Raw genomic sequence first — 23,755 nt, 5'->3', positions numbered from 1 at the left:
TAATGTTTAGAGCATGTCTCGTCCCGTCGCACTGATCACCGGGCCGACGTCCGGCATCGGCGCCGGATTCGCGCGCAGGTACGCGCGCGACGGTCATGACCTGGTCCTCGTCGCGCGCGATGGAGCGCGACTCGAGCGCCTGGCCGCCGAACTGCGGGACGAAACCGGCGCGGACGTCGAGGTCCTCGCCGCCGATCTCGCCGAGGCCGGCGACCGGGCCAAGGTCGCCGACCGGCTGACCGCCGGCGTGCAGGTGTTGGTCAACAACGCGGGGTTCGGCACCTCCGGCGAGTTCTGGACTGCCGACCTCGCGCTGCTGCAGTCGCAGTTGGACGTCAACGTCACCGCTGTCATGGAGCTGACGCACGCCGCGCTACCGCCGATGCTGGCCGCACACCGGGGCACGGTGATCAACGTCGCCAGCGTCGCCGGCCTGCTGCCCGGCCGGGGGTCGACCTATTCGGCGTCCAAGGCGTGGGTGATCGCGTTCTCCGAGGGGCTGGCCAACGGTTTGGGCGGTACCGGCGTCGGCGTGCACGCGCTGTGCCCGGGGTTCGTCCGCACGGAGTTTCACCGACGCGCCGGCATCGACATGAGCGGCACCCCGTCGTGGTTCTGGCTCGACGTCGATGACGTGGTGCGCGAGACGATCGCCGGTGCCGCCAGGAACAAGGTCGTGATCGTGCCGGGCCTGCAGTACAAGGCATTGACCGTCGGCGGGCGGTTCGTGCCGCGAAACCTGGTGCGAGCGATGACGAAAGTCGTCGGCCGTGGCCGCAGCAGGACGTAGAGCTTGTCTTACGTGCGCGCGCTGATCGCAGCGCTGGCAGCGATCGTCGTCGTCGCGGCCTCGGCGTGTTCCACTGACGACCGGTTGGAGCGACCCTACTCGGCGCAGACTGCGACCATCGGCGAATCGCTTGCGACGCTGGGCTGGAACATGTCGGTGTCGAACCTGCGCTTCGACGGTGATTACGTCCTGTTCGACGTCGACGCGTCGCCGTCGGAACCCGGTGGCGCGCACACCAAGCCCGAAGACATCCGGTTCGGCCTCTACGGGGCCCTCGCACACCCGATCGAGGCCAACGCGATCGGCGGCTGCCGCGACGTGACGAACCTTGAGGTGCAACCACTTTCGGCGCCGACACCCGACCGCCTCACCGGCACGGTGTGCATCGGGCCGGCGCGCGACCAGGTGCAGGTCCGAGGCGTGTACGCCTACTCGCCGAGCGACCGCACGCCGGGCACCACCGTCGCGCACCCCGCGGCGTTCCCCGTCGGGCTGCCCGCCGTCAGGGACAACGACACCGGGCTGTCCCTCAAGACCACGAGCCTCGACGCGTTTCGCGCCGACGGCGCCATGCTCGACCCGACGGCGCTCGGTGACCCGAACGCGTTCACCGGCAAGGGCTACATGCTGATCGGCCTCGAGATCAGCGGCCTGGCAGAGCAGTACCGCGACGCCTCCGAGCGGCGCGGCGGGCCGTCGATGGTGTTGGTGTCGCCGTCGCTGCCCCCGCCGGGGCTCAGCCACGCCTGCGACATCTACGGCGATTCGGTGCTGGTGCTACCCGACGCCTCCCGCGACGCGGTCCAGGTTCGTGCGTCGCTGTGCACCCAGGGGGAGATCAACAAAGCCCTGCTGTATGCGACGGTCTCGCTGGTCGGCACGCATGCCGCGCTGTGGACCGAGGATGCCTGAGCCGCCCGGGCAGGATGTCGCCGCCGCCGCGGCTCCGGGACCGACGGAGTGGGGTGAGGGCCCCGGCGTCGGTCCGTGGACCGGCCCGCCGCCTGACGACCCGCGCTACGACCCCGTGCTGCTGCGGGACGGCGACACCCGCAATGTCGTTGATGCGTACCGGTATTGGACTCGGGACGCGATCATCGCCGACATCGACACCCGCAGACACCCGCTGCACATCGCGATCGAGAACTTCGGCAGTGACGCCAACATCGGCGCGGTGGTGCGCACGGCCAACGCGTTCGCCGTCTACACCGTGCACATCGTCGGCAGGCGGCGGTGGAACCGCCGCGGCGCGATGGTGACCGACCGTTATCAGCGGCTACGCCATCACGACACCACCGCGGACCTGCTCGCGTTCGCCGCAGACGCGGGGTTGACCGTCGTCGCCGTCGACAACATTCCCGGCGCCTCGCGCATCGAACACACCGCCCTGCCCAGGGAATGCCTGATGGTTTTCGGTCAGGAAGGCCCCGGCATCACCGAGGACGCCAAAGCCGGTGCGGCGTCAGTGGTCTCGATCGCACAGTTCGGCTCGACCCGCAGCATCAACGCCGGCGTCGCCGCCGGTATCGCGATGCACGCCTGGATCGCCCAGCACGCCGACCTCGGCTTGGCCTGGTAGCGGTTCACTGCGCAGCAGGAGCCACACCGCCAGGGCTGACGCCAGCATCAGCACCGCCCCACCCCCGCGGCGATGGTGGCTGCGGCCAACGAATCACGGGCATGCGTCGCCGATTCCGACGGGACACCGACGCCTGGTAGGGCAGGATCAAGAGCATGGATCAGCTCTGGGCCAACCGCGCAGGTAGCGCCGAATCCGCGATGGTCAAACGTCATCTGAAGAAGCTGTGGTGGCTGCCCGGTACCCAGTTGGGCGTGGTGGCCTGGCCCGCGGCGCGAAAGCACCGACTGTTCGGCACCTGGCACTACTGGTGGCAGGCGCATCTGCTGGACAACCTCGTCGACGCGCAGGTGCGCGACCCGCAACCCGAGCGGCAGAAGATGATCGCCCGCCAGATCCGCTCGCACCGGTTGCGCAACAACCTGCGGTGGATCAACGACTACTACGACGACATGGCGTGGCTGGCGCTGGCGCTGGAACGCGCAGGCCGGCTCGCGGGGGTGGAGCGGCCCAAGGCGCTGGAGAAGCTGGCCGATCAGTTCGTCAACGCCTGGGTGCCCGAGGACGGCGGCGGCATCCCGTGGCGCAAGCAGGACCAGTTCTTCAACGCCCCGGCCAACGGCCCGGCGGCGATCTTCCTGGCCCGCTACGACGACCGGTTGCGTCGGGCCCAGCAGATGTCGGACTGGATCGACGAGACCCTGATCGACCCGGACAGCCACCTGGTGTTCGACGGGATCAAGGGTGGCTCGCTGGTGCGGGCCCAGTACACGTACTGCCAGGGCGTGGTGCTGGGCCTGGAGACCGAACTGGCTGCGCGCACCGATGACCCCGACCACGCCCGGCGGGTGCACCGGCTGGTCGCCGCGGTTGCCGAGAACATGGCACCCGACGGCGTCATCAAAGGCGCCGGCGGCGGCGACGGCGGCCTGTTCAACGGCATCCTGGCGCGCTATCTCGCGCTGGTCGCGACCACGCTGCCGCAGCACGGCGACGACGACGCCGCGGCCCGCGACACCGCCCGCTCAATGGTGCTCGGCTCCGCGGAGGCGGCGTGGCAGAACCGCCAGACCGTCGACGGGCTGCCCCTGTTCGGCGCGTTCTGGGAGCGCACCGCCGAAATCCCCACCGCCGCAGGCAGTCAGGCGCAGTTCGTCGAGGGTGCGGTCAACGCCTCCGAGGTGCCCGAACGCGACATGTCGGTGCAGCTGTCGGGATGGATGCTGATGGAAGCCGCCCACACCGTGACCGAGGAGTGAGCACCTCACACTCGGTGCCGCGGATCGTCCGGCTGCTACCGACACGGTTCAGCGGCGACGCCAAGGCGGTCAAAACCGAAGAGAACACCGCGGCCGCCCTGCTGCTGCTCTTCACCATCGCCGCGCTCGTCTGGGCGAATTCCCCGTGGGCGCACGGCTATTGGGCTTTTCTCGACACTCACGTCGGGCTCGCCTTCGCCGAGCACCGCTTCGAGATGACCGTCAAACACCTGATCAACGACGGCCTGATGGCGTTCTTCTTCTTCATCGTCGGGCTCGAGGTGAAGCACGAGTTCGCCATCGGGGAGCTCACCGACCGGGCCCGGGCGGCTGTGCCGGTGGTGGCGGCGATCGCCGGCCTGGCGGTGCCCGCCGCGATCTTCCTGATGTTCAACCCTTCCGGCGAGAACGCGCAGGCGTGGGGTGTGGTGATCTCCACCGACACCGCGTTCCTGATCGGCGCGCTGGCGATCATCAAACCGAAGTTCCCGGCCCGGCTGCGGACCTTCCTGCTGACCTTGGCCGTCGTCGACGACGTCGGCGCGCTCGGGGTGATCGCGCTGTTCTACTCCGACCGCATCAACGTTGCGCCGCTTGCGGTCTCGATCGGAATCATCGTGGCGCTCGCGCTGGTGCGATTCCTGCCCGCGGCGCGCGGGCCCGCCTACGCCGCGCTCGGCGTCTCGCTGTGGGTGGGGCTGTTCATGGCCGGTGTGCACCCGACGCTGGCCGGCGTCGCGGTGGCGCTGCTGATTCCGGTGTTCTCCCCGGAACGCAGCCAGGTCGAGGAGGTCGTCGCGCGCATTCGCGCGTTCCGCCAGTCACCGAACTCGCGCTACGCCCGCGAGGTGACCCGTGGTCTGCGGGATTCGATCTCGATCAACGAACGCCTGCAGACCGACGTGCGACCCTATGTGGCGTTCGTGGTGCTGCCGCTGTTCGCGTTGGTCAACGCCGGGGTGGTGTTGGATGCGGCCGGCGTGACGGCTGCGCTTCGCTCGCCGCTGACGTGGGGCATCGTCGCCGGTCTGGTGGTCGGCAAGTTCGTCGGCATCACCACCGCGACGTGGGTGATGCAACGCAGCGGCGTCGGCGAACTGGCGCCCGGCCTGACGTTGCGCCGCATCGCCGGCGGCGCCGCGCTGTCGGGAATCGGTTTCACGATCTCGCTTTTCATCGTCGACATCGCGATCGACGACCCGCAGCGCCAGGAGCAGGCGATCATCGGCGTGCTGATCGCCTCGGTGGTCGCATTCCTGCTCGGCTGGGCGATCTTCCGGATCACTGACTGGCTCAGCCCGCCGGACCCGGTCGGGCTGAAACTGCTGCGGCCCGTCGACCCGGATCGTGACCACATCAAGGGCGATCCCGACGCCCCGCTGACGCTTGTGGAGTACGGCGACTTCGAGTGCCCGTTCTGCAGCCGGGCCACCGGCGCGATCGACGAAGTGCGCGACCACTTCGGCGCCGAACTGCGCTATGTGTGGCGCCACCTACCGCTGGAACGCGCCCACCCCCGCGCCTTCGACGCCGCGCGGGCGAGCGAGGCGGCCGCGGCGCAGGGCAGGTTCTGGGAGATGGCGCGGGAACTGTTCGGCCACCAGGACGACCTGGAGTGGTCGGACATGTACCGCTATGCCGTGGCGGCGGGCTGCGACATCGAGCGGTTCGACCAGGACGTGCGCGTGCACGCGTCGAAGGCTTTGCACCACGTGCAGGACGACGCGCAGGACGCGGAGCTGATGGACCTGAACTCGACGCCGACGTTCTTCGTCAACGGCAAGCGGCACAGGGGCCCGTGGGACGCCGCCAGCCTGATCCGCGCGCTCGAGCGCGGTCGATCCGGCCGTTAGCCCGGCTGCTCGCCGGAGTCGAGCGGGGGCGCCGCGATCCCGGCCCGCTTGGCGGCCCGGCGCCGCTTGAACCACTCGATGAACATCGGCAGCACGGAGACCACCACGATCGCGACGACGATCGGCTCGAGCAGCTTCTGGATGATCTCGAACCGGCCGAGCCAGTAGCCCAGCAGCGTCAGCCCGACGGCCCATACGACCGCGCCGATCACGTTGAACATCGTGAAGGCCCCGTAGTTCATCCGGGCAGCGCCGGCGGTCAGCGGGGCGAGCGTGCGCACGATCGGCACGAACCGGGCAATGACGATCGCGAACGGCCCGCGCTGTTCGAAGAACAGGTGCGCTTCTTCGAGGTACTTCTGTTTCAGGAACCGCGCATCCGGCTTGAACATCGCGGTGCCGATGTTGCGGCCGATCCAGTAGCCGACCTGGCCGCCCAGGATGGCGGCGATCGGAATGAACACCAGCAGCTGCCACAGCTGGAAGTTGATGACCTCGCCGCCGCCTTCGGCCAGCGCGGCCGTACCGGCGGCGAGCATGCCCGCCACGAACAGCAGCGAGTCGCCGGGCAGAATCGGGAACAACACCCCTGACTCGACGAAGATGACCACCAGCAGCCCGACCAGCGCCCACGTGCCGAAGTAGCCGAGCAGCGTCATCGGGTCGAGGAAGTCCGGCATGAGCGCCAGCTGGTCGGTCGCCGCAAGGGCCGAGATCGTCACAGTGCCCCAAGATACCGGCCACCGGGTGCCTGGCCCGAAACGGCGAAGCGCGACGCGGCCGATATGCCGTCGATAATGTTCCGGTCATGCCGACTCACAAGGCGGTTCTCGTCGAATCCGTAGGCGCCCCCCTGACCCTCGCCGAGGTGGAAACCACGTCGCCGCCCCCCGATCACGTGCGAATCGACGTCGCCGCATGTGGGGTATGCGGCACCGATCACGGCTTTGTGGCCGGCGCATTCCCGAACCTGCAGTGGCCGATCACGCTGGGCCACGAGATCGCGGGCACGGTCGCCGAGCTGGGCAGAGGTGTGCAGGACGGGGACTTTGCCGTGGGCGACCGGGTGGCCGTCGGATGGTTCGGCGGCAACTGCAACCGATGTGTGCCGTGTCGCAAGGGGCGGTTCATGCAGTGCGAGCGCATGCAGGTGCCGAGCTGGCACTATCCCGGTGGCTACGCCGAATCGGTGACCGCTCCGGTCACGGCGCTGGCCCGCATTCCCGAGGGTCTGTCGTTCGCCGAGGCCGCTCCCATGGGGTGCGCCGGTGTGACCACTTTCAACGGCCTGCGCCAAACGCGGGCCAAGGCCGGCGATCTCGTGGCCGTGCTCGGAATCGGAGGTCTCGGGCACCTGGGCGTGCAGTTCGCCCGCGCGATGGGCTTCGAGACCGTGGCGATCGCGCGGGGTGCGGACAAGGAGGCCGACGCCCGAGAGCTGGGTGCTCACCACTACATCGACTCCCGGGCCGTCGATGTCGCGTCGGCGCTGAAGGGACTCGGCGGTGCCGCGGTGGTGCTCGCGACGGCGGCCAATTCGCAGGCGATGGCCGACACCGTCGGGGGACTCGGGCCACAGGGGGAGCTCGTCATCATCGGTGTGACCGCCGATCCCCTGCCGATCGCGCCGATCCAGCTGATCAACGAAGGGCTCAGCGTGAGCGGGCATCCGTCGGGCACGTCGCGAGACGTCGAGGAGACGATGCGGTTCGCCGTGCAGAGTGGGGTGCGGGCGCGAATCGAGGAGCGGCCGCTGGCAGAGGCCGCCGAGGCCTACGCCGCGATGGAGGAGGGTCGGGCCCGGTACCGCATGGTCTTGACCATGTGAGGTGGGCCGTTCGGTGGGATAATCACCGAAACCGCCGAGAGGACCGCTCATGGCCATCGCAACGCCCGAGATGTACGCGGAAATGCTCGGCCGGGCCAAGGAGCACGGGTTCGCGTTTCCGGCCATCAACTGCACGTCGTCGGAGTCCGTCAACGCCGCGATCAAGGGCTTCGCCGACGCGGGCAGCGACGGTATCATCCAATTCTCCACCGGCGGAGCCGAATTCGCGTCCGGCCTAGGTGTCAAGGACATGGTCACCGGCGCGGTCGCACTGGCCGAGTTCGCCCACGTCGTCGCCGCGAAGTACCCGGTCACGGTGGCGTTGCACACCGATCACTGTCCGAAGGACAAGCTCGACACCTATGTCCGTCCGCTGCTGGCGATCTCGCAGCAACGCGTTGCTGAAGGCGGGCAGCCGCTGTTCCAGTCGCACATGTGGGACGGGTCGGCGGTGCCGATCGACGAGAACCTCGAGATCGCCCGTGAACTGCTCAAGGTCGCCGCCGCGGCGAAGATCATCCTGGAGATCGAGATCGGCGTGGTCGGCGGCGAGGAAGACGGCGTGGCGCACGAGATCAACGACAAGCTCTACACCACCGCAGACGATTTCGAGAAGACGGTCGAGGTGCTCGGCGCGGGCGAACACGGCAGGTACCTGTTGGCGGCGACGTTCGGCAACGTGCACGGCGTGTACAAGCCCGGCAACGTCAAACTGCGCCCGGAGGTGCTCGCAGAGGGACAGAAGGTCGCGGCCGCCAAACTCGGGTTGCCCTCGGACGCAAAGCCTTTCGACTTCGTCTTCCACGGCGGTTCGGGTTCGCTGAAGACCGAGATCGAGGATTCGCTGCGGTACGGCGTCGTGAAGATGAACGTCGACACCGACACCCAGTACGCATTCACCCGGCCCGTCGCGGCGCACATGTTCACCAACTACGACGGCGTGCTGAAAATCGACGGGGAGGTCGGAGACAAGAAGGCCTACGACCCGCGCAGCTATCTGAAGAAGGCGGAGGCGTCGATGACCGAACGCGTCATCGAGGCGTGCCGGGATCTGCACAGCGCCGGCCGTTCGGTCACCGCCGACGGGTGAAATCCGCTATTGCGGCGCCTGGCAGATCTTCCACTGGTCGTCGCGGAACTCCAGGTCGAAGCTGCGGGTCGACCGGACCGCAGGTGCATAAGCCATGAAAGCGGTGACGTTCGCCTCGGCGTGATCGCCGTTGATCACCACCTGGTCGATGCTTGCGACCACCGGATACTGCTTGGCCTTGCTCACCCGCTCGTGGATCTCCGCCCAGGTCCTGTCGTCGTACTTGACGTAGCTGTCCCGTTTGCTTCCACAGGTGATGCCGCGCAGCTTCGCCAGATCACCGCTCTGAATCGCCGTGTCGAACTCCTCGATGGCGGCGCGGACCATCTCCTCCTGCGACACCTTGGGCTGCGAGTCCCGGGTCAGCAGCACGGTGCCGAGCACCGCGATCGCGACCAGCGCGGCGATCACCAGCACCACGGCCACCACCCAGCCCCAGCTGCGGCGCTGCGCAGGTGGCTTGGGCGCTTCGCCACGCGGGGGAATGACTTGTGGGGCAACTGGTTTCTGCTGTCCGGTTGCTTCGGATGGGGAGGAGAACACCTCCGTGGCCGGATCGGCCGGGGTGTCGATCCGCTGCGTCGTGCCGGCGTCGAAACCGGACGGCGCGGTGAATCGGCGCTCGCCCTCCTGAGTCTCCGCAGCGGCCCCGGACTGTGGTTGGGCCGCCATCACCTCGGTCGCGGGCTCGTGGTCGCCGTGCTGCTCGATCACCTCGGTCACCGATTCCCGATCGTGCGGCGCTTCGTCGGGCGTCGAATCGGCCGGCTCGGGCGCTTCGGAGTTCTCGGAGGCTTCAACGTCGGAAGCGTCCGGCGCGGCCGATACGTCTTCCGGCTGGTCAGGCCCTGATGGGTTCGACATGCCTGCTGCGGTCCTCCCTTACGACGCTACGGCGGGAAGCTTAGTCACTGGTCCGGCCCGTCGCTCGGACCCGTGCGCCCATCGGCCCCGGCGGCGCACACGGCACAATGAGGCCATGACACGGATGGGTGATCTTCTGGGGCCGGATCCGGTGCTGCTGCCCGGCGACAGCGACGCCGAAGCCGAGCTCGCCGCGGGCGAGAAGCCGGCGATCGTGGCGGCCGCACATCCGTCGGCCTCGGTCGCATGGGCGACGCTGGCCGAGGAGGCGCTGGCCGACGACAGGGCCATCACGGCGTACGCCTACGCGCGCACTGGTTACCACCGCGGGTTGGACCAGTTGCGGCGCAACGGGTGGAAGGGTTTCGGTCCGGTCCCGTTCCGTCACGAGCCGAACCGCGGATTCCTGCGCTGTGTGGCTGCACTGGCGCGCGCGGCCGACGCGATCGGAGAGACCGACGAGAACCAGCGCTGCCTCGATCTGCTCGACGACTGCGACCCGTCGGCGCGGGCCGAACTCGGGCTTGCCTGACTACTCCGCTTCGCACCTGCAGTCGGTGCCGCCGTCGGGCGGTTCCACCTGAACCGTCGAATGGTCCAGTCCCCGCGCGGTGAGCACCGCACGCGCGTCGTCGAGCACCGACGCCGAGTCCCGGTCGCTGGTCAGGTGCGCGGTGACCATGTCCTTGCCCGGCACCAACGTCCACACGTGCAGGTCGTGCACTTCGGTCACGCCTTCGACGGCGCACAGCGCGGTGCGTAGCTCCTCGACGTCGATGTGGGCGGGCGACGACTCCGACAGGATGCGCAACGCCGCGCGCGCCAGCGAGATCGCCCGTGGTAGCACCCACAGCGCCACGAACACGGCGACCACGACGTCGGCGTACGGCCAGCCCGTCGTGACCGTGACGATGCCCGCGATCAGCACTCCGATGCTGCCGACGGTGTCGGCGACGACCTCCATGTAGGTGCCGCGCACGGCCAGGCTGTTCTGCGAGTGCGCCCGCAACAGCAACACGACGACCGCGTTGGCCACCAGACCCGCCAACGCGACGACGATCATCGGCACGCCGGGCACCTCCGGCGCGTCGCCCAGCCGCTCGAATGCCTCCGAGAGGATGAACACCGCCATCCCCAGCAACAGCACCGCGTTGGCCACGGCGGTGAAGACCTCGGCGCGATGCCAGCCGTAGGTGCGGGCGGGCGAGGCGCTGCCATGGCGGGCAAGCAGCACCGCGGTCAGGCCCATGAACATCGCGACCAGGTCGGTGAGCATGTGGCCGGCGTCGGCCAGCAGCGCGATGGAATTGATCAGCAGCGCGGTGACCAGCTCGAGCACGAAGAATGCGGTCAGGATCGCCGCGGCGATGACCATCCGGCTGACGCGGGTGTCGCGCTGACTGTGATCGTGGCCGGCCCCCATGCCTGCAATGTATGCGGAAGTACGCATATGATGCAAGGTCTCGGCGCCTTCGTGCGTCGGGGCCCACGCTTTAGAACCAGGCCGACCAGAACCTCGTCAACGAATTGCCTGCTCCGACCAGCTGGCGCGGCACGCCGGAGATGTCGAAGAACCACAGCACGAGGTCCCAGAACCACTGGTTGAGCCCCGGCGTCAGCAGCAGGAGCAGCAGGATGAAGAACCCCCACTGCTTTGCGGGTTGCAGCGCCCGCTGCGTGTCGGGGCTCAGGTGGGGCTCCAGCGCGCCGTAGCCGTCCAGGCCGGGGATCGGCAGCATGTTGAGCACGAACGCCGTCACCTGGAGGAACCCGAGGAAGGCCACACCGGCCCAGAACACCGAACGCCCTGAGTCGCGCAGCAGCGCGGTCAGAGCCAACAGCAGCACCGCGAACGCCAGGTTGGTGCCCGGGCCCGCGAGGCTCACCAGAGACTTCTGGCGCTTCGTCATGAACGACGTGCGCACCCAAACCGCGCCGCCGGGCAGCCCGATTCCGCCGATCGCGATGATCAGCACCGGAAGCCCGATCGACAGCAGCGGATTCGAGTACTTCAGCGGGTTCAGCGTCAGATAGCCGCGGACCGGGACGTCGTGGTCACCGAACTTCCACGCGGTGTATGCATGCGCGAACTCGTGCAGGCACAGCGTGACCACCCAGCCGGCGATGACGAAGACGAACACGCCGACGTAGGCGAGCGGTTCAACCGTGTCCGCAGCCAGCCACGCCAGCACGCCGCCGACCACCGTTGTCGCGACGATCGCCAGGAAGATCGGGCTCGGCCGCACCGACTGGTGCAGCGGGCGGATGGTCACCTCACGAAACCTACCGCTTCCTCGAAACCGACGTAATGGCGGAAAAATGCGGGTGGATTCCGCCATTGCGTCGGTCTCGCCGAGTCGTTGAGCGACCCGCAGCCCTCGGCGAGGGACTACCCGACCCGCAGCCACCCTTCGGTGTGCCGGTAGAACGTCGAACGCTTGACCGGGCGGGCCGCAGGCGCGCCGTCGCGGACGACGCGGGCGCCGATGGTGCCGAGCTGGGCGGCGCGGCCTGCGACCCAGCGCCGCGGGCGTGCGCCGACAACAGTCGCACGCAGGCCGGGCATGGCGCCCGTCGGCTCGATTCGCACCGCGGGCACCGTGCCGTCGAAGAGCACGGTGTCGTCGACGACGGCCTCGCCGTGCAGCGGCTGGCCGGCCGGCTCGCCCCGCCACTCGGCGGCGCCGACCACCACCGTGCCGGCGTCGTCGCGGATGAGCGGAACCCGGGCGGCGCTGCCGCGCAGGGCCCGTCGCGCCTGCCACGGGCGCCGTACGTGCGCGACCTCGACGCCGAGCCGGTCGGTGCGCATCAGCCGGGTCAGCACCGTCGCCAGGTCAGCGTCGGAGCCGACGACGATCAGGCGTCGGCAGGGCGCATCGGGGTCATCGGCGACGGGCAGAGCCCGCAGCGCACGAGGCAGTCGCCGGCCGCCGAACAGCAACACTGCGACGTCAGTGGCGCTCAACACGGCTCCTCACAAGCGGCTGGGATAAGGTAGCTCACCGGCTGCACAGTGTTGATGCAGATTAACGGGAGACCAAGCCATGCCGGCAATCGTGCTCATCGGCGCGCAATGGGGCGACGAGGGCAAAGGAAAGGCCACCGATCTACTCGGGGGGCGCGTCCAGTGGGTCGTGCGGTACCAGGGCGGCAACAACGCCGGCCACACCGTCGTACTGCCCACGGGTGAGAACTTCGCCCTACACCTGATCCCGTCGGGGATCCTCACGCCCGGCGTCACCAACGTCATCGGCAACGGTGTGGTGGTCGATCCCGGTGTGCTGCTCGCCGAGCTGCAGGGGCTGGTCGATCGCGGCGTCGACACCGAGCGGCTGCTGATCTCGGCGGACGCGCACCTGCTGATGCCGTATCACGTCGCGATCGACAAGGTCGTGGAGCGCTACGCCGGCAGCAAGAAGATCGGCACCACCGGCCGCGGCATCGGCCCCTGCTACCAAGACAAGATCGCGCGCATCGGGATCCGGATGGCCGACGTGCTCGAGCCGGTTCTGCTGGCCGAAAAGATCGACGCTGCACTGGAATTCAAGAACCAGGTGCTGGTCAAGATCTACAACCGCAAGGCGCTCGACGCCGCGGAGGTGGTCGACAACCTGCTCGACCAGGCCGAGGGCTTCAAACACCGCATCGCCGACACCCGCTACCTGCTCAACACAGCGCTGGAGAAGGGCGAGACGGTGCTGCTGGAGGGCTCCCAAGGCACCCTGCTCGACGTCGACCACGGTACGTATCCCTTTGTGACGTCGTCGAATCCGACGGCGGGCGGCGCCGCGGTGGGGTCCGGCATCGGGCCGACGCGGATCACCACGGTGCTCGGCATCCTCAAGGCTTACACGACCCGGGTCGGCTCGGGTCCGTTCCCGACCGAACTGTTCGACGCCAACGGTGAGTACCTGTCCAAGACCGGCGGCGAATTCGGCGTGACCACGGGCAGGCGGCGACGGTGCGGATGGTTCGACGCGGTCATCGCCCGGTATGCCACCCGGGTCAACGGCATCACCGACTACTTCCTCACCAAGCTCGACGTGCTCTCCAGCCTCGAGACCGTGCCCGTCTGCGTCGGATACCGCGTGCACGGCAAGCGTCTCGACGACATGCCGATGACGCAGTCCGACATCGCGCACGCCGAACCCGTCTACGAGGAACTGCCCGGTTGGTGGGAGGACATCTCCGGTGCTCGCGCATTCGAGGATCTGCCCGCCAAGGCCCGCGATTACGTGCTGCGGGTGGAAGAGCTTGCTGGCGCGCATGTCTCGTGCATCGGCGTGGGCCCCGGCCGGGATCAGACCATCGTGCGACGCGACATCCTGGCGCATCCGTGACCGATCCCCACCTCGTCGACCCCGACTACGACAAACACGGCGGATTCCCGAACTTTCAACGCGCCCAACCCGGTCCGGGTTTCGGCCGGTTCCTGGCCGCGATGCGCCGGGCGCAGGACCTGGCCGTGTCAGCCGACCCCGACAGCGACACCTGGGACGAGGCCGCGGATCGGGCCGAGGCCCTGGTGGCGCTGCTCGATCCGTTCGAAGCGGCCGAGGGCGTCGGCCCGGCCAACCGGGTGCCGTCGCTTCCCGGCGCGGGCAGCCTGCTGATGCCGCCGTACCGGCAGGTGAGGCTCGACCCGAACGGGGTTGACCTCAAGGTGCAATTCAGCCGATATCACGTCGGCGGCAACTACGCCGTACACGGCGGGGTGCTGCCGTTGCTGTTCGACTCCGTGTTCGGCATGGTGATCCACGCCGTCGGGCGGCCGATCAGCCGCACCGGCTTCCTGCATGTCGACTACCGCAAGGTGACCCCCATCGACACCGAGCTGACGGCGCGCGGCTGGTTGCGTGAGGCCGACGGGCGTAAGGCCTTCGTGAACGCCGAGTTGCGAGATCCCGACGACAATTTGCTCGCCGAGGCGAACGGGTTGATGATCCAGTTGCGCCCCGGCCAGCCGTAATCCTTTGCGCCGAGACTGCGGACAGATCACGTTTCGGCCGACATCCGCGATCTGTACGCAGGCTCGGGCGCCTCAGTGACACCATGACCGCGTGGCGACCCATCCCGCCGATCGACATCTGCGACGGCTGACGACCCCGCGCGCGGCGGCGCTGGCGGGGGTGTTGTTCGCGCTGCTGTTCGGCACCGCGCTGGTGCTCGTCCGCACCGCGGTGCCCGCCGGCGCCGAGCCGGGGTCGCAGTGGATCGCCGGGGCCAGCGGCCAGCTTCGGCTGTCGGGGATCTTGACCCCGTTCGCGGGCATCGCGTTCCTGTGGTTCATCGGCGTGATCCGGGACGGGTTCGGGCGCTACGAGGACAAGTTCTTCTCGTCGGTGTTCATCGGCAGCGGTCTGCTCTTCCTGGCGATGACGTTCGCGATGTCGGCGGTGGCCGCCGGGCTGGTCGCCAGCAGGGCGGATCAGGCCGACGTCATGGCCCGCGATCAGGTGGCGGACTTCGGTATCGCGATGCTCGACGTCCTCGGCACCACATACGGGCTGCGGATGGCGGCGGTGTTCATGATCTCGCTGGCCACCATCTGGCTGCGGACCAACCTGATGCCACGCTGGCTGGTCATTGTCACGTATGTCACGGCTCTCGTGCTCTTGGTGGCGGCGGACGTCAGTACGTGGCTGGTCTTGGCCTTCCCCATCTGGGTGCTGGTGGTCAGCGTGCTGCTGCTGGTGCGCGCCGGCGTGCTCGACCTCGACCGCGACGACTAGTCGATCAACCGCAAAGCCTGTGAGGGGCAGAGCTTCACGGCGTCGCGGGCGTGATCGAGTTCATCGTCGGGCACCTCATCCACCAGCACCACCACGATCCCGTCGTCGTCCTGGTCGAAGATCGCGCCCGCGCTCATCACGCAGTTGCCCGCCTGGATGCACACGTCACGGTCGGCCTGCACCCTCATTGCGTCACCTCCAGTCGACTGACAACGACTTCAGACCGTAGATGAAATGAAATGACCGGAACTGCACATCGGCGAAGTCCTCGGCCAACCGTAGCGCTGGGAAGCGTTGCAACACAGCGGGAAACGCCACCCGCATCTCCATCCGGGCCAGCGGCGCGCCGAGGCAGTGGTGCACGCCGTGGCCGAACGCCAGGTGCCCGGCTGCGCCGCGGCCGATGTCCAGAACGTCTGGGGCGTCGAGGAAGTCGGGATCGCGGTTGGCCGACGGCAGCGATGCAAACACCAGTTTCCCGGCCGGGATACCGACACCCGCGATCTCGACGTCGGTGGTGGTGATCCGCGGGATGGCGGTGTGCACGATGGACAACCAGCGCAGCAGCTCCTCGATCGCGGGGGCGACCGCGTCGGGATTGTCGCGCACCTGCGCCAGCTGTTCGGGATGTCGCAGCAGCGCGAGGGTGCCGAGGCCCAGCATGTTCGACGTGGTCTCGTGGCCCGCCAGCAGCAACAGCCCGGCGATGCCGACGAGCTCGTCGTCGGTGAGCTCGGTACCGTGCTCGCGCACCAGCATTCCGAGGATGTCGTCGCCCGGCGCCCGGCGCGCGCGTTCGACGAGCGACCGCATGTACGCGCGGCCGGCCCGCTGCAACTGCAGCCGCTCGTCGATCGGCAGTGAAAGGTCGAGCTGGCGAGCGCTGCGGTGCTGGAAGTCGGCGCGGTCCTCGTAGGGCACCCCGAGCAGCTCGCAGATCACCAGCGACGGGACCGGCAGCGCGAAATGCTCGACGAGATCGGCGGGCGCCCCGGCACTTTCCATCAGGTCCAGCTGAGCGTCGACGATCTCCACGATGCGCGCCTCGAGCCGCTTCATTCGGCGGATCGTGAACTCCGGGGTGAGCATCCGCCGCAGCCGCTGGTGTTCGGGTGGGTCCAGCCCGAGCAGGTTGCCCGCCCGGGAACGGGCCAGCTCGTCGTCGGAAAGCGTTGGCGCGCCAGGAAGGACGAAGCCCGGTGGCCGGCCGTTGGAGAACCGCTCGTGATCCGAGAGCACCTCTTTGACGTCGTCGTGCCGGGTGATCAGGTAGACCGTCATACCGAACGCATTGGTCACGGTGCGCACACCCGTGGTCTCGCGGATCTGACCCAGCGCCGGCGTCGGTGAGAAGGCGTCGCGACGCATGTGCAGCGGCGGCAATTCGGGCGCTTGCGTCATGACACGACGTTACAGGCGCCACGCCGTCGCCGAGATCGACGTTGTGGTCGTTTTCACTCGCGCTGACCGACCGAAACGTCGGTTTCGGCGAACCGGACAGGCAGCGCCGGCCACCAGATGCGTGGTCCGATGAGCGTGAACAGCGCCGGGATGATGACCGTGCGCACGACGAATGTGTCGAGCAGGATGCCGAGGCCGACGATGATGCCGACCTGCGTCAGCACGATCAGCGGCAGCACCCCGAGCACGCAGAACACCGCGGCCAGCACGATGCCCGCGCTGGTGATCACCGCGCCGGTGGCTGACACCGCGCGGACGATCCCGTCGCGCGTGCCGTGTTCGGGGGTCTCCTCGCGGGCCCGGGTGACCAAGAAGATCGTGTAGTCCACGCCGAGCGCCACCAGGAACAGGAACGCGAACAGCGGCGCGGTGTTGTCCAGCGCGGGGAAACCGAACAGGTGAACGCTGGCCCAGCCGCCCAGGCCCAGTGCGGCCAGCGCGCTCAACACGGTCACCGCCACCAGGATCAGCGGTGCCAGCGCGGCGCGCAGCAACACGTACAGCACCGCCAGCACCACGACCAGGATGGCCGGTATCACCACCATCCGGTCGCGGGAGGCGGCGGCGCTGGCATCGCGGGCGGTCGCGTCGGATCCGCCGACCAGCGCGCCGGGGTCGACACTGCGCACTGAGTTGCGAAGGGCGTCAATGGTTTCGAAGGCATTCTCGGAAGCCGGCTCGGCGTCGAGCACCACCGACCACTGGGTCAGCCCGCCGGGACTCTGTCCGGCCGGGTTCGCGGAGACCACACCGGCGGTTTGTGTGATCGCGCGCTGCACCGCGGCGGCGCGGTCCGTCGACGCGATGACGCGGGTCGGGTCGGTCAGGCCGCTGGGGAAGTGGTCGGCCAGCGTCTCGTATGCGCTGACCGATTCGGCCTGCACCCGGAACTGCTCGGTCTGCGACAGCCCGACCGGTGTGCTCAATATCCCGAGGGACAACACCGCCAGGCCGGCCACGGTCACCGCGGCGACGCGGCCGGGCCTGCGGGCCACCGCCTCTGCGATGCGGTGCCAAACGCCGCTGTCGGTGAGCGGTTCGGCCCCGACCGCGGGGACGAACGGCCAGAACAGCCGCTTGCCGAACAGGCTCAGCAGCGGCGGCAGGACCAACATCACGAACACCGCGGCCACGACCAGGCCGGCCGCCGCCTGAACGCCGAGGCTGCGCACGCTCGGCGACGAGGCGAACACGAGCGTGAGCAGGGCCAGCACCACGGTGGCATTGCTGGCGACGATCGCCGGACCGGCCCGGCGCACCGCGGTGCCCAGCGCGTCGCGGTGGTTCGCCGTGCGGCCCAGTTCCTCCCGGTACCGCGAGATGAGCAGCAGCGCGTAGTTGGTGCCCGCGCCGAACACCAGCACGCTGGTGATGCCCGACGTCGAACCGTCTGGGCTCATGCCGAACGCTTGGGCGACCGCGCTGCCCAGCACCGCCGCCGCCCGGTCGGCGAAGCCGATCACTGCCAGCGGCACCAGCCACAGCACGGGGGAGCGGTAGGTGATGATCAGCAGCAGCGCCACCACGGCCGCGGTGACGGCCAACAGCGTGAAGTTGGCTCCGGAGAAGGAGTCGGCGATGTCGGCGCCGAACGCCGGGCCGCCGGTGACCTCGCTGCGCAGGTCTGCGGGCAGGCCGTCGGAGGCCGCCGCACGCAGTTTCTCGACCTCATCGGTGAGTGCGAACCCGGTGAGGTCGGCGTCCATCGGCACCACCGCCAGCGCGGCCACGCCGTCGGCCGACACCTGGGCCGCGGGCCAGCGCTGCTTGACGGCGGCGACGTCGTCCGGACTCAGCGGCGCGCCGTCGTCGCGGGTGATCACGACTATCGCCGGAACCCGGTCGCCGCCGGGGAATTGCGCCCGCAGCGCGTCGACGCGCGCCGACTCCGCAGAGTCGGGTACGGGAACCGGGGACCGGGCGCTCGAGTCGTCGCTGCCGACGAGCGCCATCAGGGCACCGGAGACCAGCACGACGAGTATCGCGAGTACCCAGGAGATGCGCCGGGACATGACTACGAATATTTCAGATACTTAACGAACAGGCAAACGGCTTATGCTTTCGGGCGTGCCGGAGGACCGCGACGCACTGGAGGCGACGATCGCCGCCGATGTGCGCGCGATCAACGCCGAATCCGACGGGATCGGCAGGCTGTTCGCGAGCCGACACGACGTCGCCGCCAACGACTTTCGCGCTCTGTTGTATGTGATGGTCGCAGAGACGCAGGGGTCGCCGTTGACGGCCGGGGACCTGCGCAAGCGGATGGGCATGTCGGCCGCGGCGATCACCTACCTCGTCGAGCGGATGATCGCGTCCGGCCATTTCCGGCGGGAGTCCGACCCCCTGGACCGCCGCAAGGTGATCCTTCGGGTGGCCGATCACGGAATGAACGTCGCGCGAGGGTTTTTCACCCCGCTGGCCGAACGCACGCACGACGCGCTGGTCGGACTGTCCGATGCCGAGCTGACCGCGGCGCACCGTACGTTCACCGCGCTCATCGCCGCCATGCGCCAGTTCCGCGGACAGCTCGACCAGTCTGGTATCTCGGGTTGAGCCGACGTCTGGCAGGCTGGATGCGCGATGAGTGACACCCCTGACAACCAGACGCCGCTCGACGCCGGTGAGGCGGCGACCGGACCGGAACCTGCCGCGGGGACGTCCGGTCCGTCCTCTGTCATGCTGCTCGGCTCGGGCGAACTGAGCCGGGAGTTGGCGCTGGCGTTCCAGCGGCTCGGCGCCGAGGTCATCGCGGTCGACCGCTACGCCGACGCCCCCGCACACGGGGTGGCCGACCGCCCGATCGTCGCCAAGATGAACGACGCCGAAGTGCTATCCGCGCTGATCGAGAAGGAAAACCCGCGTTACCTGGTGGCCGAGGCGGGCCTGATCGCGGCCGATGCGCTGATCGCGGTCGCCGAACGCGGCGAGGTCGAGGTGTTCCCGACCCCACGCAGCACCCGGCTGTCGCTGGATCGGGAAGGGCTGCGCAGGTTGGCCGCCGACGAGCTCGGGTTGCCCACCGCGCCGTTCTGGTTCGCGGGTTCGACCGAGGAACTGACCGCGATCGCGCAGCACTCCGGCTTTCCGTTGGTGGTCAAGCCGATCGCCTCGGCGCCCGGCGAAGGCGAGTCTGTGCTGGTCCGCCCCGAGGACGTCGAACCCGCCTGGCAGCGCGCCGTGGCCGCCGGCCGGATGCCGCACAGCCGGGTGATGGTCGAGTCGGTGGTGGAGGTCGACTTCGAGGTCACGCTGCTGACGATCCGCACCGTCGGGCCGACGGGCCCCGCGGTGCACTTCTGCGAGCCGATCGGGCACCGCCAGGCCGACGGCGACGTCCTCGAGTCGTGGCAGCCGCAGCGGTTGGCGCCGGCCGCGCTGGACGCCGCGAAGTCGATCGGCGCGCGGATCGTGAACTCGCTGGGCGGCCGCGGCGTGTTCGGCGTCGAGCTGCTGGTCAGCGGTGACGAGGTCTATTTCGACAACGTGCGCCCGCGACCGCATGACAGCGGCCTGGTCACGCTGCGCTCGCAACGACTCTCCGAGTTCGAGCTGCACGCCCGCGCGATCCTGGGACTGCCCGTCGACACCATCATGATCTCGCCGGCCGCCGCGGAGGTCACCTACGCCGGGGCGGAGGCGAATCCCGTGATCGGCGGCGACCCGTCGGTGGTGCTCGCCGAGGCGCTCACCGTCGCCGAGAGCGACGTGCGGCTGTTCAACCGTCCCGACGAGACAGAGGCCAGGCGGCGACTGGCGGTGGCGCTGGCCACCGCACCCGATCCGATCGTCGCCCGCGACCGCGCTCGGCGCGTCACCGCCGCGCTGCGCAGGCTCTGGTAGGCAGTGACGGACCCAGAGCCCGAACCCGGGCCGGAACCCCGTGACCGCTCGACCGCGGCGCCGTTCCTGATCGCGCTCACCCTCTTTGTGCTCGTGGTGATCGCAATCGGCCTGCTGAATCTGTTCGAGGACGACGAGCCGCCCGCCGATCAGCAGGTGGCCCGGGCCGTGGTGGCGCAGAACGACGCGCTGCAGCGGCGCAACTACTCCGACTTCAGCAGCTACACGTGTCCCGCGCACGTCGGCACTGAGACAGAAGTGCTTGCAGCGCAGAGCAACTCGGTCGACACACGCGGTGAGAGGTTCGTCGACGACGTCACCGACGTGAAGATCGACGGGAACCGCGCCACCGCCACGGTGACGTATCACTTCGACAAGGCGCCGGACGACGAGAAAGTGGTCGAGATGACGTTCGTGCGCGACGGCGACGCCTGGAAGGTCTGTTCCCCCGGGCCCAGATAGCTGTGGGACACTCAACGATCGTGAGTTATGCCGGAGACATCACGCCCGAAGAGGCATGGTCACTGCTGGCCGGCACCCCCGACGCCGTGCTGGTGGACTGCCGCACCGACGCCGAGTGGCGCTTCGTCGGCGTGCCCGACCTGTCCTCGCTGCAGCGTGATGTCCTGTTCATCGAATGGAATCGCGTCGACGGCACGCACAACGAGTCGTTCGTCGAAGAGCTGAAGTCCGCGGGAATCACCCCTGGCGAAAGGCCCGTGGTGTTCCTGTGTCGGTCCGGTAACCGGTCGATCGGCGCCGCCGAGGCCGCCACCGAGGCGGGCATCGCGCCGTCGTACAACGTGCTCGACGGCTTCGAGGGCAACCTCGACGAGAATCGTCATCGCGGGCGCACCGGGTGGAAGGCCGTCGGCCTGCCCTGGAAGCAGACATGACATCTGGCCCGGAGGAGCCCGTGCCGTCCGTCCGAACACCCGCGGAACTGCCCGACGGCGTCAGCCAGGCCACCATCGGCGTGCGCGGCGGGCTGTTGCGGTCGGAGTTCGAAGAGACCGCCGAGGGGCTGTTCCTCACCTCGGGCTACGTCTACGCATCCGCCGCCGAGGCGGAAAGGGCGTTCACCGGTGAAAGTGACCGCTACGTCTACTCCCGATATGGCAACCCGACGGTCTCGATGTTCGAGGAGCGCTTGCGGCTTATCGAAGGCGCACCTGCCTGTTTCGCGACCGCGTCCGGGATGGCGGCGGTGTTCACATCGCTGGGTGCGCTGCTGGCGGCGGGCGACCGGCTGGTCGCGGCGCGCAGCCTGTTCGGGTCGTGCTTCGTGGTGTGCAACGAGATCCTGCCGCGCTGGGGTGTGGAGACGGTGTTCGTCGACGGCGACGACCTGTCGCAGTGGGAAGAGGCACTCTCGGTGCCGACGGCGGCGGTATTCTTCGAGACCCCGTCCAACCCGATGCAGCAACTGGTGGACATCGCGGCGGTCTGCGACCTCGCCCATGCCGCGGGCGCAAAAGTCGTGCTGGACAACGTGTTCGCCACGCCGATCCTGCAGCAGGGCTTCCCGCTGGGCGCCGACGTCGTCGTGTACTCGGGCACCAAGCACATCGACGGGCAGGGGCGGGTGCTCGGCGGCGCGATCCTGGGCGACAAGACCTACATCGACGAGCCGGTCCAGAAGCTGATGCGCCACACCGGGCCCGCGCTGAGCCCGTTCAATGCGTGGACGCTGCTCAAAGGCCTGGAGACGATGGCGGTTCGAGTGGACTACCAGAACGCGTCGGCGCAGCGGATCGCGGAGTTCCTGGAGAACCATCCCGCGGTGAGCTGGGTGCGCTACCCGTTCCTGGACTCGCATCCCCAGTACGACCTGGCCAAGCGCCAGATGACCGGGGGCGGAACGGTGGTCACATTCGAGCTCGGTGGCGGCACCAAGGACCGCGCGTTCGAGTTCCTCGACAAGCTGCGCATCATCGACATCTCGAACAACCTGGGCGACGCCAAGTCTTTGGTCACCCACCCGGCGACCACCACGCACCGCGCGATGGGTCCGGAGGGCCGCGCGGCCGTCGGGCTCGGCGACGGTGTGGTGCGAATCTCGGTGGGGCTGGAGGGAAGTGACGATCTGCTCACCGACCTGGACCAGGCGCTCGGGTAGGTGTCCAGGCGCAGCGATGCGAAGAAGGCGCGCCGGCGCAAGCGTCAGGTCGCCCGCAATGAGCGGTGGGTGCCCGACGGTGTGATGCACGCGCTGACCGACCAGACCGCGACGGCGGCCGTGCTGGAGGCCTTCGACGCGCGAATCACCGAGCGGGGCTGGGTGTTCGACGACGAGCTCTCCGATGAGGAGTCGGCGTTGTGGTTCTACCCGCCGTCGCACGCCGACGTGCCCGATGAGGACCTCGTCAACGTGACGACGATCGTGCTGACCGCCGACGACGTCGCGGACGTCGTACATGTCGTGTTCGTCGGCACCGCCGACGACTACCAGTTCGACTTCGAGGAACTCTTCGACAGCGTGGAGGTCATCGAGGCCTACCGGCTCGGCGACCCGCCGCCGCGGTTCGACAACTAGCCCTCGCCGCAGAAAGTCAGTCCTCGACGACGCCCTGCGCGGTGCGGGCCCGGTCCTCGTAGTTCTTGCGCGCGGCGGTGTCGAACTCGAGGAACACGTTGTCGAGCCCGAGCTTGCGATTCATCCAGCGCCGCCCGCGCGGGCCCAACATCTGCGAGGCCTGGGCGGTGAAGCGCAGCAACGGTGGGACCGCAACATGCGTCTTCGGCTTCTCGAGGGTCTTCACGATGGCCGCGGCGATCTCCTCCGGCTCGACCGGCTTGGTGCCGATCGTTTCCTTGGTGCCCGAGATCAGCTCGGTGCGGGTGAACGGCGGCATGACCACCGACACGTCGACGCCGTACGGCGCGACCTCGTCGGCCAGCGCCGCAGTCAATCCGACCACACCGAACTTGGCGCCCACATAGACCACCTGACCCGGCACCGGGATCAGCCCGGACAGCGAGGCGATGTTGATGATGTGGCCGCTGCGCCGCGCGATCATCTCCGGCAGCACCAACTGGCAGCCGGTGATCACGCCGTACAGGTTCACCTCGAGCGTCGACCGGATCGACTGCTCGGACTCCTCGAGGAACGGGCCGATCGGCATAACGCCGGCATTGTTGATCAACACGTCGATGCGGCCGCCGCCGTCGACCCGGGCCTTGTCGAGGAACGTCTCGAACGACTGCCGGTCGGTGACATCGAGCGGGTAGCCCGACACCGAGCCGAGCTTGGTCAGCCCAGCGACGGCCGACTCCTGCAGTGCCACATCACGATCGCCGATGACCACGCGCGCACCGCGCGCCAGCAGCGCCTTCGCGGTCGCGTAACCGATGCCGCGGGCGGCGCCGGTGATCGCGATGGTCCTACCCATGATGTTGTCCATGCGGCGGAACTTTACACCTGTCAAGTTTGGCTCGGAAGTGGGCTGAGCGCGC

The 23,755-nt window shown here is 68.7% G+C and carries 26 protein-coding genes; 17 read left to right on the top strand and 9 right to left on the bottom strand.

Annotated features, from left to right (window positions below):
• Positions 1-13 precede the first annotated feature (13 nt).
• The 5 genes from G6N18_RS14250 (at position 14) to nhaA (ending at position 5,481) form a co-directional block, all read left to right on the top strand.
• Positions 14-790: an SDR family NAD(P)-dependent oxidoreductase gene (locus G6N18_RS14250; protein ID WP_083003519.1), complete on the top strand. Its 777-nt coding sequence runs from the start codon at positions 14-16 to the stop codon at positions 788-790.
• Between the two features lie 12 nt (positions 791-802).
• The gene (locus G6N18_RS14245; RefSeq protein WP_083003516.1) at positions 803-1,702 is read left to right on the top strand and encodes a hypothetical protein; all 900 of its coding nucleotides are present in this window, start codon (positions 803-805) and stop codon (positions 1,700-1,702) included.
• Entirely contained in the window at positions 1,695-2,369 is a 675-nt protein-coding gene (locus G6N18_RS14240) for a TrmH family RNA methyltransferase (protein WP_083003512.1), read from the top strand. The genes G6N18_RS14245 and G6N18_RS14240 overlap by 8 nt, the downstream gene beginning before the upstream one ends.
• Before the next feature lie 155 nt (positions 2,370-2,524).
• Positions 2,525-3,628, top strand: coding sequence for a glycoside hydrolase family 76 protein (locus G6N18_RS14235; RefSeq protein WP_083003509.1), 1,104 nt, complete (start codon positions 2,525-2,527; stop codon positions 3,626-3,628).
• Positions 3,629-3,642: 14 nt separating this feature from the next.
• Positions 3,643-5,481: a Na+/H+ antiporter NhaA gene (gene nhaA, locus G6N18_RS14230; protein WP_234783648.1), complete on the top strand. Its 1,839-nt coding sequence runs from the start codon at positions 3,643-3,645 to the stop codon at positions 5,479-5,481.
• On the opposite strand, the gene G6N18_RS14225 is transcribed toward nhaA, so the two are convergent.
• Positions 5,478-6,161: a DedA family protein gene (locus G6N18_RS14225; protein ID WP_083003588.1), complete on the bottom strand. Its 684-nt coding sequence runs from the start codon at positions 6,159-6,161 to the stop codon at positions 5,478-5,480. The genes nhaA and G6N18_RS14225 overlap by 4 nt on opposite strands.
• A 128-nt stretch (positions 6,162-6,289) precedes the next feature.
• Between G6N18_RS14225 and G6N18_RS14220 the strand changes: the two genes are divergently transcribed.
• Positions 6,290-7,309: an alcohol dehydrogenase catalytic domain-containing protein gene (locus G6N18_RS14220; RefSeq protein ID WP_083003502.1), complete on the top strand. Its 1,020-nt coding sequence runs from the start codon at positions 6,290-6,292 to the stop codon at positions 7,307-7,309.
• Positions 7,310-7,358: 49 nt separating this feature from the next.
• The gene (gene fbaA, locus G6N18_RS14215; RefSeq protein WP_083003499.1) at positions 7,359-8,399 is read left to right on the top strand and encodes a class II fructose-bisphosphate aldolase; all 1,041 of its coding nucleotides are present in this window, start codon (positions 7,359-7,361) and stop codon (positions 8,397-8,399) included.
• 6 nt (positions 8,400-8,405) lie between these two features.
• Here fbaA and G6N18_RS14210 read toward each other — a convergent pair whose 3' ends face one another.
• The gene (locus G6N18_RS14210; protein ID WP_083003495.1) at positions 8,406-9,263 is read right to left on the bottom strand and encodes an Rv0361 family membrane protein; all 858 of its coding nucleotides are present in this window, start codon (positions 9,261-9,263) and stop codon (positions 8,406-8,408) included.
• 115 nt (positions 9,264-9,378) lie between these two features.
• On the opposite strand from G6N18_RS14210, the gene G6N18_RS14205 reads away from it, so the two are divergent.
• A complete protein-coding gene (locus tag G6N18_RS14205; RefSeq protein WP_067220717.1) occupies positions 9,379-9,795 on the top strand; it encodes a DUF3151 domain-containing protein in 417 nt (138 codons plus the stop codon).
• On the opposite strand, the gene G6N18_RS14200 is transcribed toward G6N18_RS14205, so the two are convergent.
• The 3 genes from G6N18_RS14200 to G6N18_RS14190 form a co-directional block, all read right to left on the bottom strand.
• The gene (locus tag G6N18_RS14200) at positions 9,796-10,686 is read right to left on the bottom strand and encodes a cation diffusion facilitator family transporter (protein WP_083003493.1); all 891 of its coding nucleotides are present in this window, start codon (positions 10,684-10,686) and stop codon (positions 9,796-9,798) included. It lies immediately after the preceding gene.
• Positions 10,687-10,756: 70 nt separating this feature from the next.
• Positions 10,757-11,536 (bottom strand): site-2 protease family protein, encoded by a 780-nt coding sequence (locus tag G6N18_RS14195; RefSeq protein WP_083003491.1) that lies wholly within the window; start codon positions 11,534-11,536, stop codon positions 10,757-10,759.
• A gap of 116 nt (positions 11,537-11,652) precedes the next feature.
• Positions 11,653-12,231 carry a peptidase M50 gene (locus G6N18_RS14190; RefSeq protein WP_067220880.1) on the bottom strand — a complete coding sequence of 193 codons (579 nt, stop codon included), beginning with the start codon at positions 12,229-12,231 and terminating at the stop codon, positions 11,653-11,655.
• A 79-nt stretch (positions 12,232-12,310) separates the two neighbouring features.
• Here G6N18_RS14190 and G6N18_RS14185 point away from each other — a divergent pair, with 79 nt between their 5' ends.
• The 3 genes from G6N18_RS14185 (at position 12,311) to G6N18_RS14175 (ending at position 14,998) form a co-directional block, all read left to right on the top strand.
• Complete coding sequence (locus G6N18_RS14185; RefSeq protein ID WP_067220712.1) at positions 12,311-13,606, top strand: adenylosuccinate synthase; 1,296 nt, start codon at positions 12,311-12,313, stop codon at positions 13,604-13,606.
• On the top strand, positions 13,603-14,235 hold the full coding sequence (locus G6N18_RS14180) for a PaaI family thioesterase (protein WP_083003489.1): 633 nt from the start codon (positions 13,603-13,605) through the stop codon (positions 14,233-14,235). The genes G6N18_RS14185 and G6N18_RS14180 overlap by 4 nt, the downstream gene beginning before the upstream one ends.
• Positions 14,236-14,326: 91 nt before the next feature.
• Positions 14,327-14,998, top strand: coding sequence for a hypothetical protein (locus G6N18_RS14175; protein WP_083003487.1), 672 nt, complete (start codon positions 14,327-14,329; stop codon positions 14,996-14,998).
• Here G6N18_RS14175 and G6N18_RS14170 read toward each other — a convergent pair.
• The 3 genes from G6N18_RS14170 to G6N18_RS14160 are packed head-to-tail and all read right to left on the bottom strand — an operon-like array spanning position 14,995 to position 18,471.
• A complete protein-coding gene (locus G6N18_RS14170) occupies positions 14,995-15,186 on the bottom strand; it encodes a ferredoxin (RefSeq protein ID WP_083003485.1) in 192 nt (63 codons plus the stop codon). The two genes, G6N18_RS14175 and G6N18_RS14170, sit on opposite strands and share 4 nt — an antisense overlap.
• Before the next feature lie 4 nt (positions 15,187-15,190).
• On the bottom strand, positions 15,191-16,399 hold the full coding sequence (locus tag G6N18_RS14165) for a cytochrome P450 (protein ID WP_083003483.1): 1,209 nt from the start codon (positions 16,397-16,399) through the stop codon (positions 15,191-15,193).
• 53 nt (positions 16,400-16,452) lie between these two features.
• Complete coding sequence (locus tag G6N18_RS14160) at positions 16,453-18,471, bottom strand: MMPL family transporter (RefSeq protein WP_083003480.1); 2,019 nt, start codon at positions 18,469-18,471, stop codon at positions 16,453-16,455.
• Between the two features lie 55 nt (positions 18,472-18,526).
• Here G6N18_RS14160 and G6N18_RS14155 point away from each other — a divergent pair, with 55 nt between their 5' ends.
• The 6 genes from G6N18_RS14155 to G6N18_RS14130 are packed head-to-tail and all read left to right on the top strand — an operon-like array spanning position 18,527 to position 22,835.
• Positions 18,527-19,012 carry a MarR family winged helix-turn-helix transcriptional regulator gene (locus tag G6N18_RS14155; protein WP_234806188.1) on the top strand — a complete coding sequence of 162 codons (486 nt, stop codon included), beginning with the start codon at positions 18,527-18,529 and terminating at the stop codon, positions 19,010-19,012.
• A 27-nt stretch (positions 19,013-19,039) separates the two neighbouring features.
• Positions 19,040-20,299: a formate-dependent phosphoribosylglycinamide formyltransferase gene (gene purT, locus G6N18_RS14150; RefSeq protein ID WP_083003472.1), complete on the top strand. Its 1,260-nt coding sequence runs from the start codon at positions 19,040-19,042 to the stop codon at positions 20,297-20,299.
• A gap of 3 nt (positions 20,300-20,302) precedes the next feature.
• On the top strand, positions 20,303-20,761 hold the full coding sequence (locus tag G6N18_RS14145; protein WP_083003468.1) for an Rv0361 family membrane protein: 459 nt from the start codon (positions 20,303-20,305) through the stop codon (positions 20,759-20,761).
• Between the two features lie 20 nt (positions 20,762-20,781).
• Complete coding sequence (locus G6N18_RS14140) at positions 20,782-21,195, top strand: rhodanese-like domain-containing protein (protein WP_083003584.1); 414 nt, start codon at positions 20,782-20,784, stop codon at positions 21,193-21,195.
• Complete coding sequence (locus G6N18_RS14135) at positions 21,192-22,418, top strand: O-succinylhomoserine sulfhydrylase (protein ID WP_083003465.1); 1,227 nt, start codon at positions 21,192-21,194, stop codon at positions 22,416-22,418. Before G6N18_RS14140 ends, G6N18_RS14135 begins: the two co-directional genes overlap by 4 nt.
• A complete protein-coding gene (locus G6N18_RS14130) occupies positions 22,419-22,835 on the top strand; it encodes a hypothetical protein (protein ID WP_083003461.1) in 417 nt (138 codons plus the stop codon).
• A gap of 16 nt (positions 22,836-22,851) precedes the next feature.
• On the opposite strand, the gene G6N18_RS14125 is transcribed toward G6N18_RS14130, so the two are convergent.
• Positions 22,852-23,703 (bottom strand): SDR family oxidoreductase, encoded by an 852-nt coding sequence (locus G6N18_RS14125; protein WP_083003458.1) that lies wholly within the window; start codon positions 23,701-23,703, stop codon positions 22,852-22,854.
• Positions 23,704-23,755: the final 52 nt, after the last annotated feature.

Source organism: Mycolicibacterium celeriflavum, assembly GCF_010731795.1.
Taxonomy (GTDB): Bacteria; Actinomycetota; Actinomycetes; order Mycobacteriales; family Mycobacteriaceae; genus Mycobacterium; species Mycobacterium celeriflavum.
The sequence above is the reverse complement of the archived record's forward strand: the minus strand, read 5'-3'. Positions and strand labels throughout refer to the sequence as shown.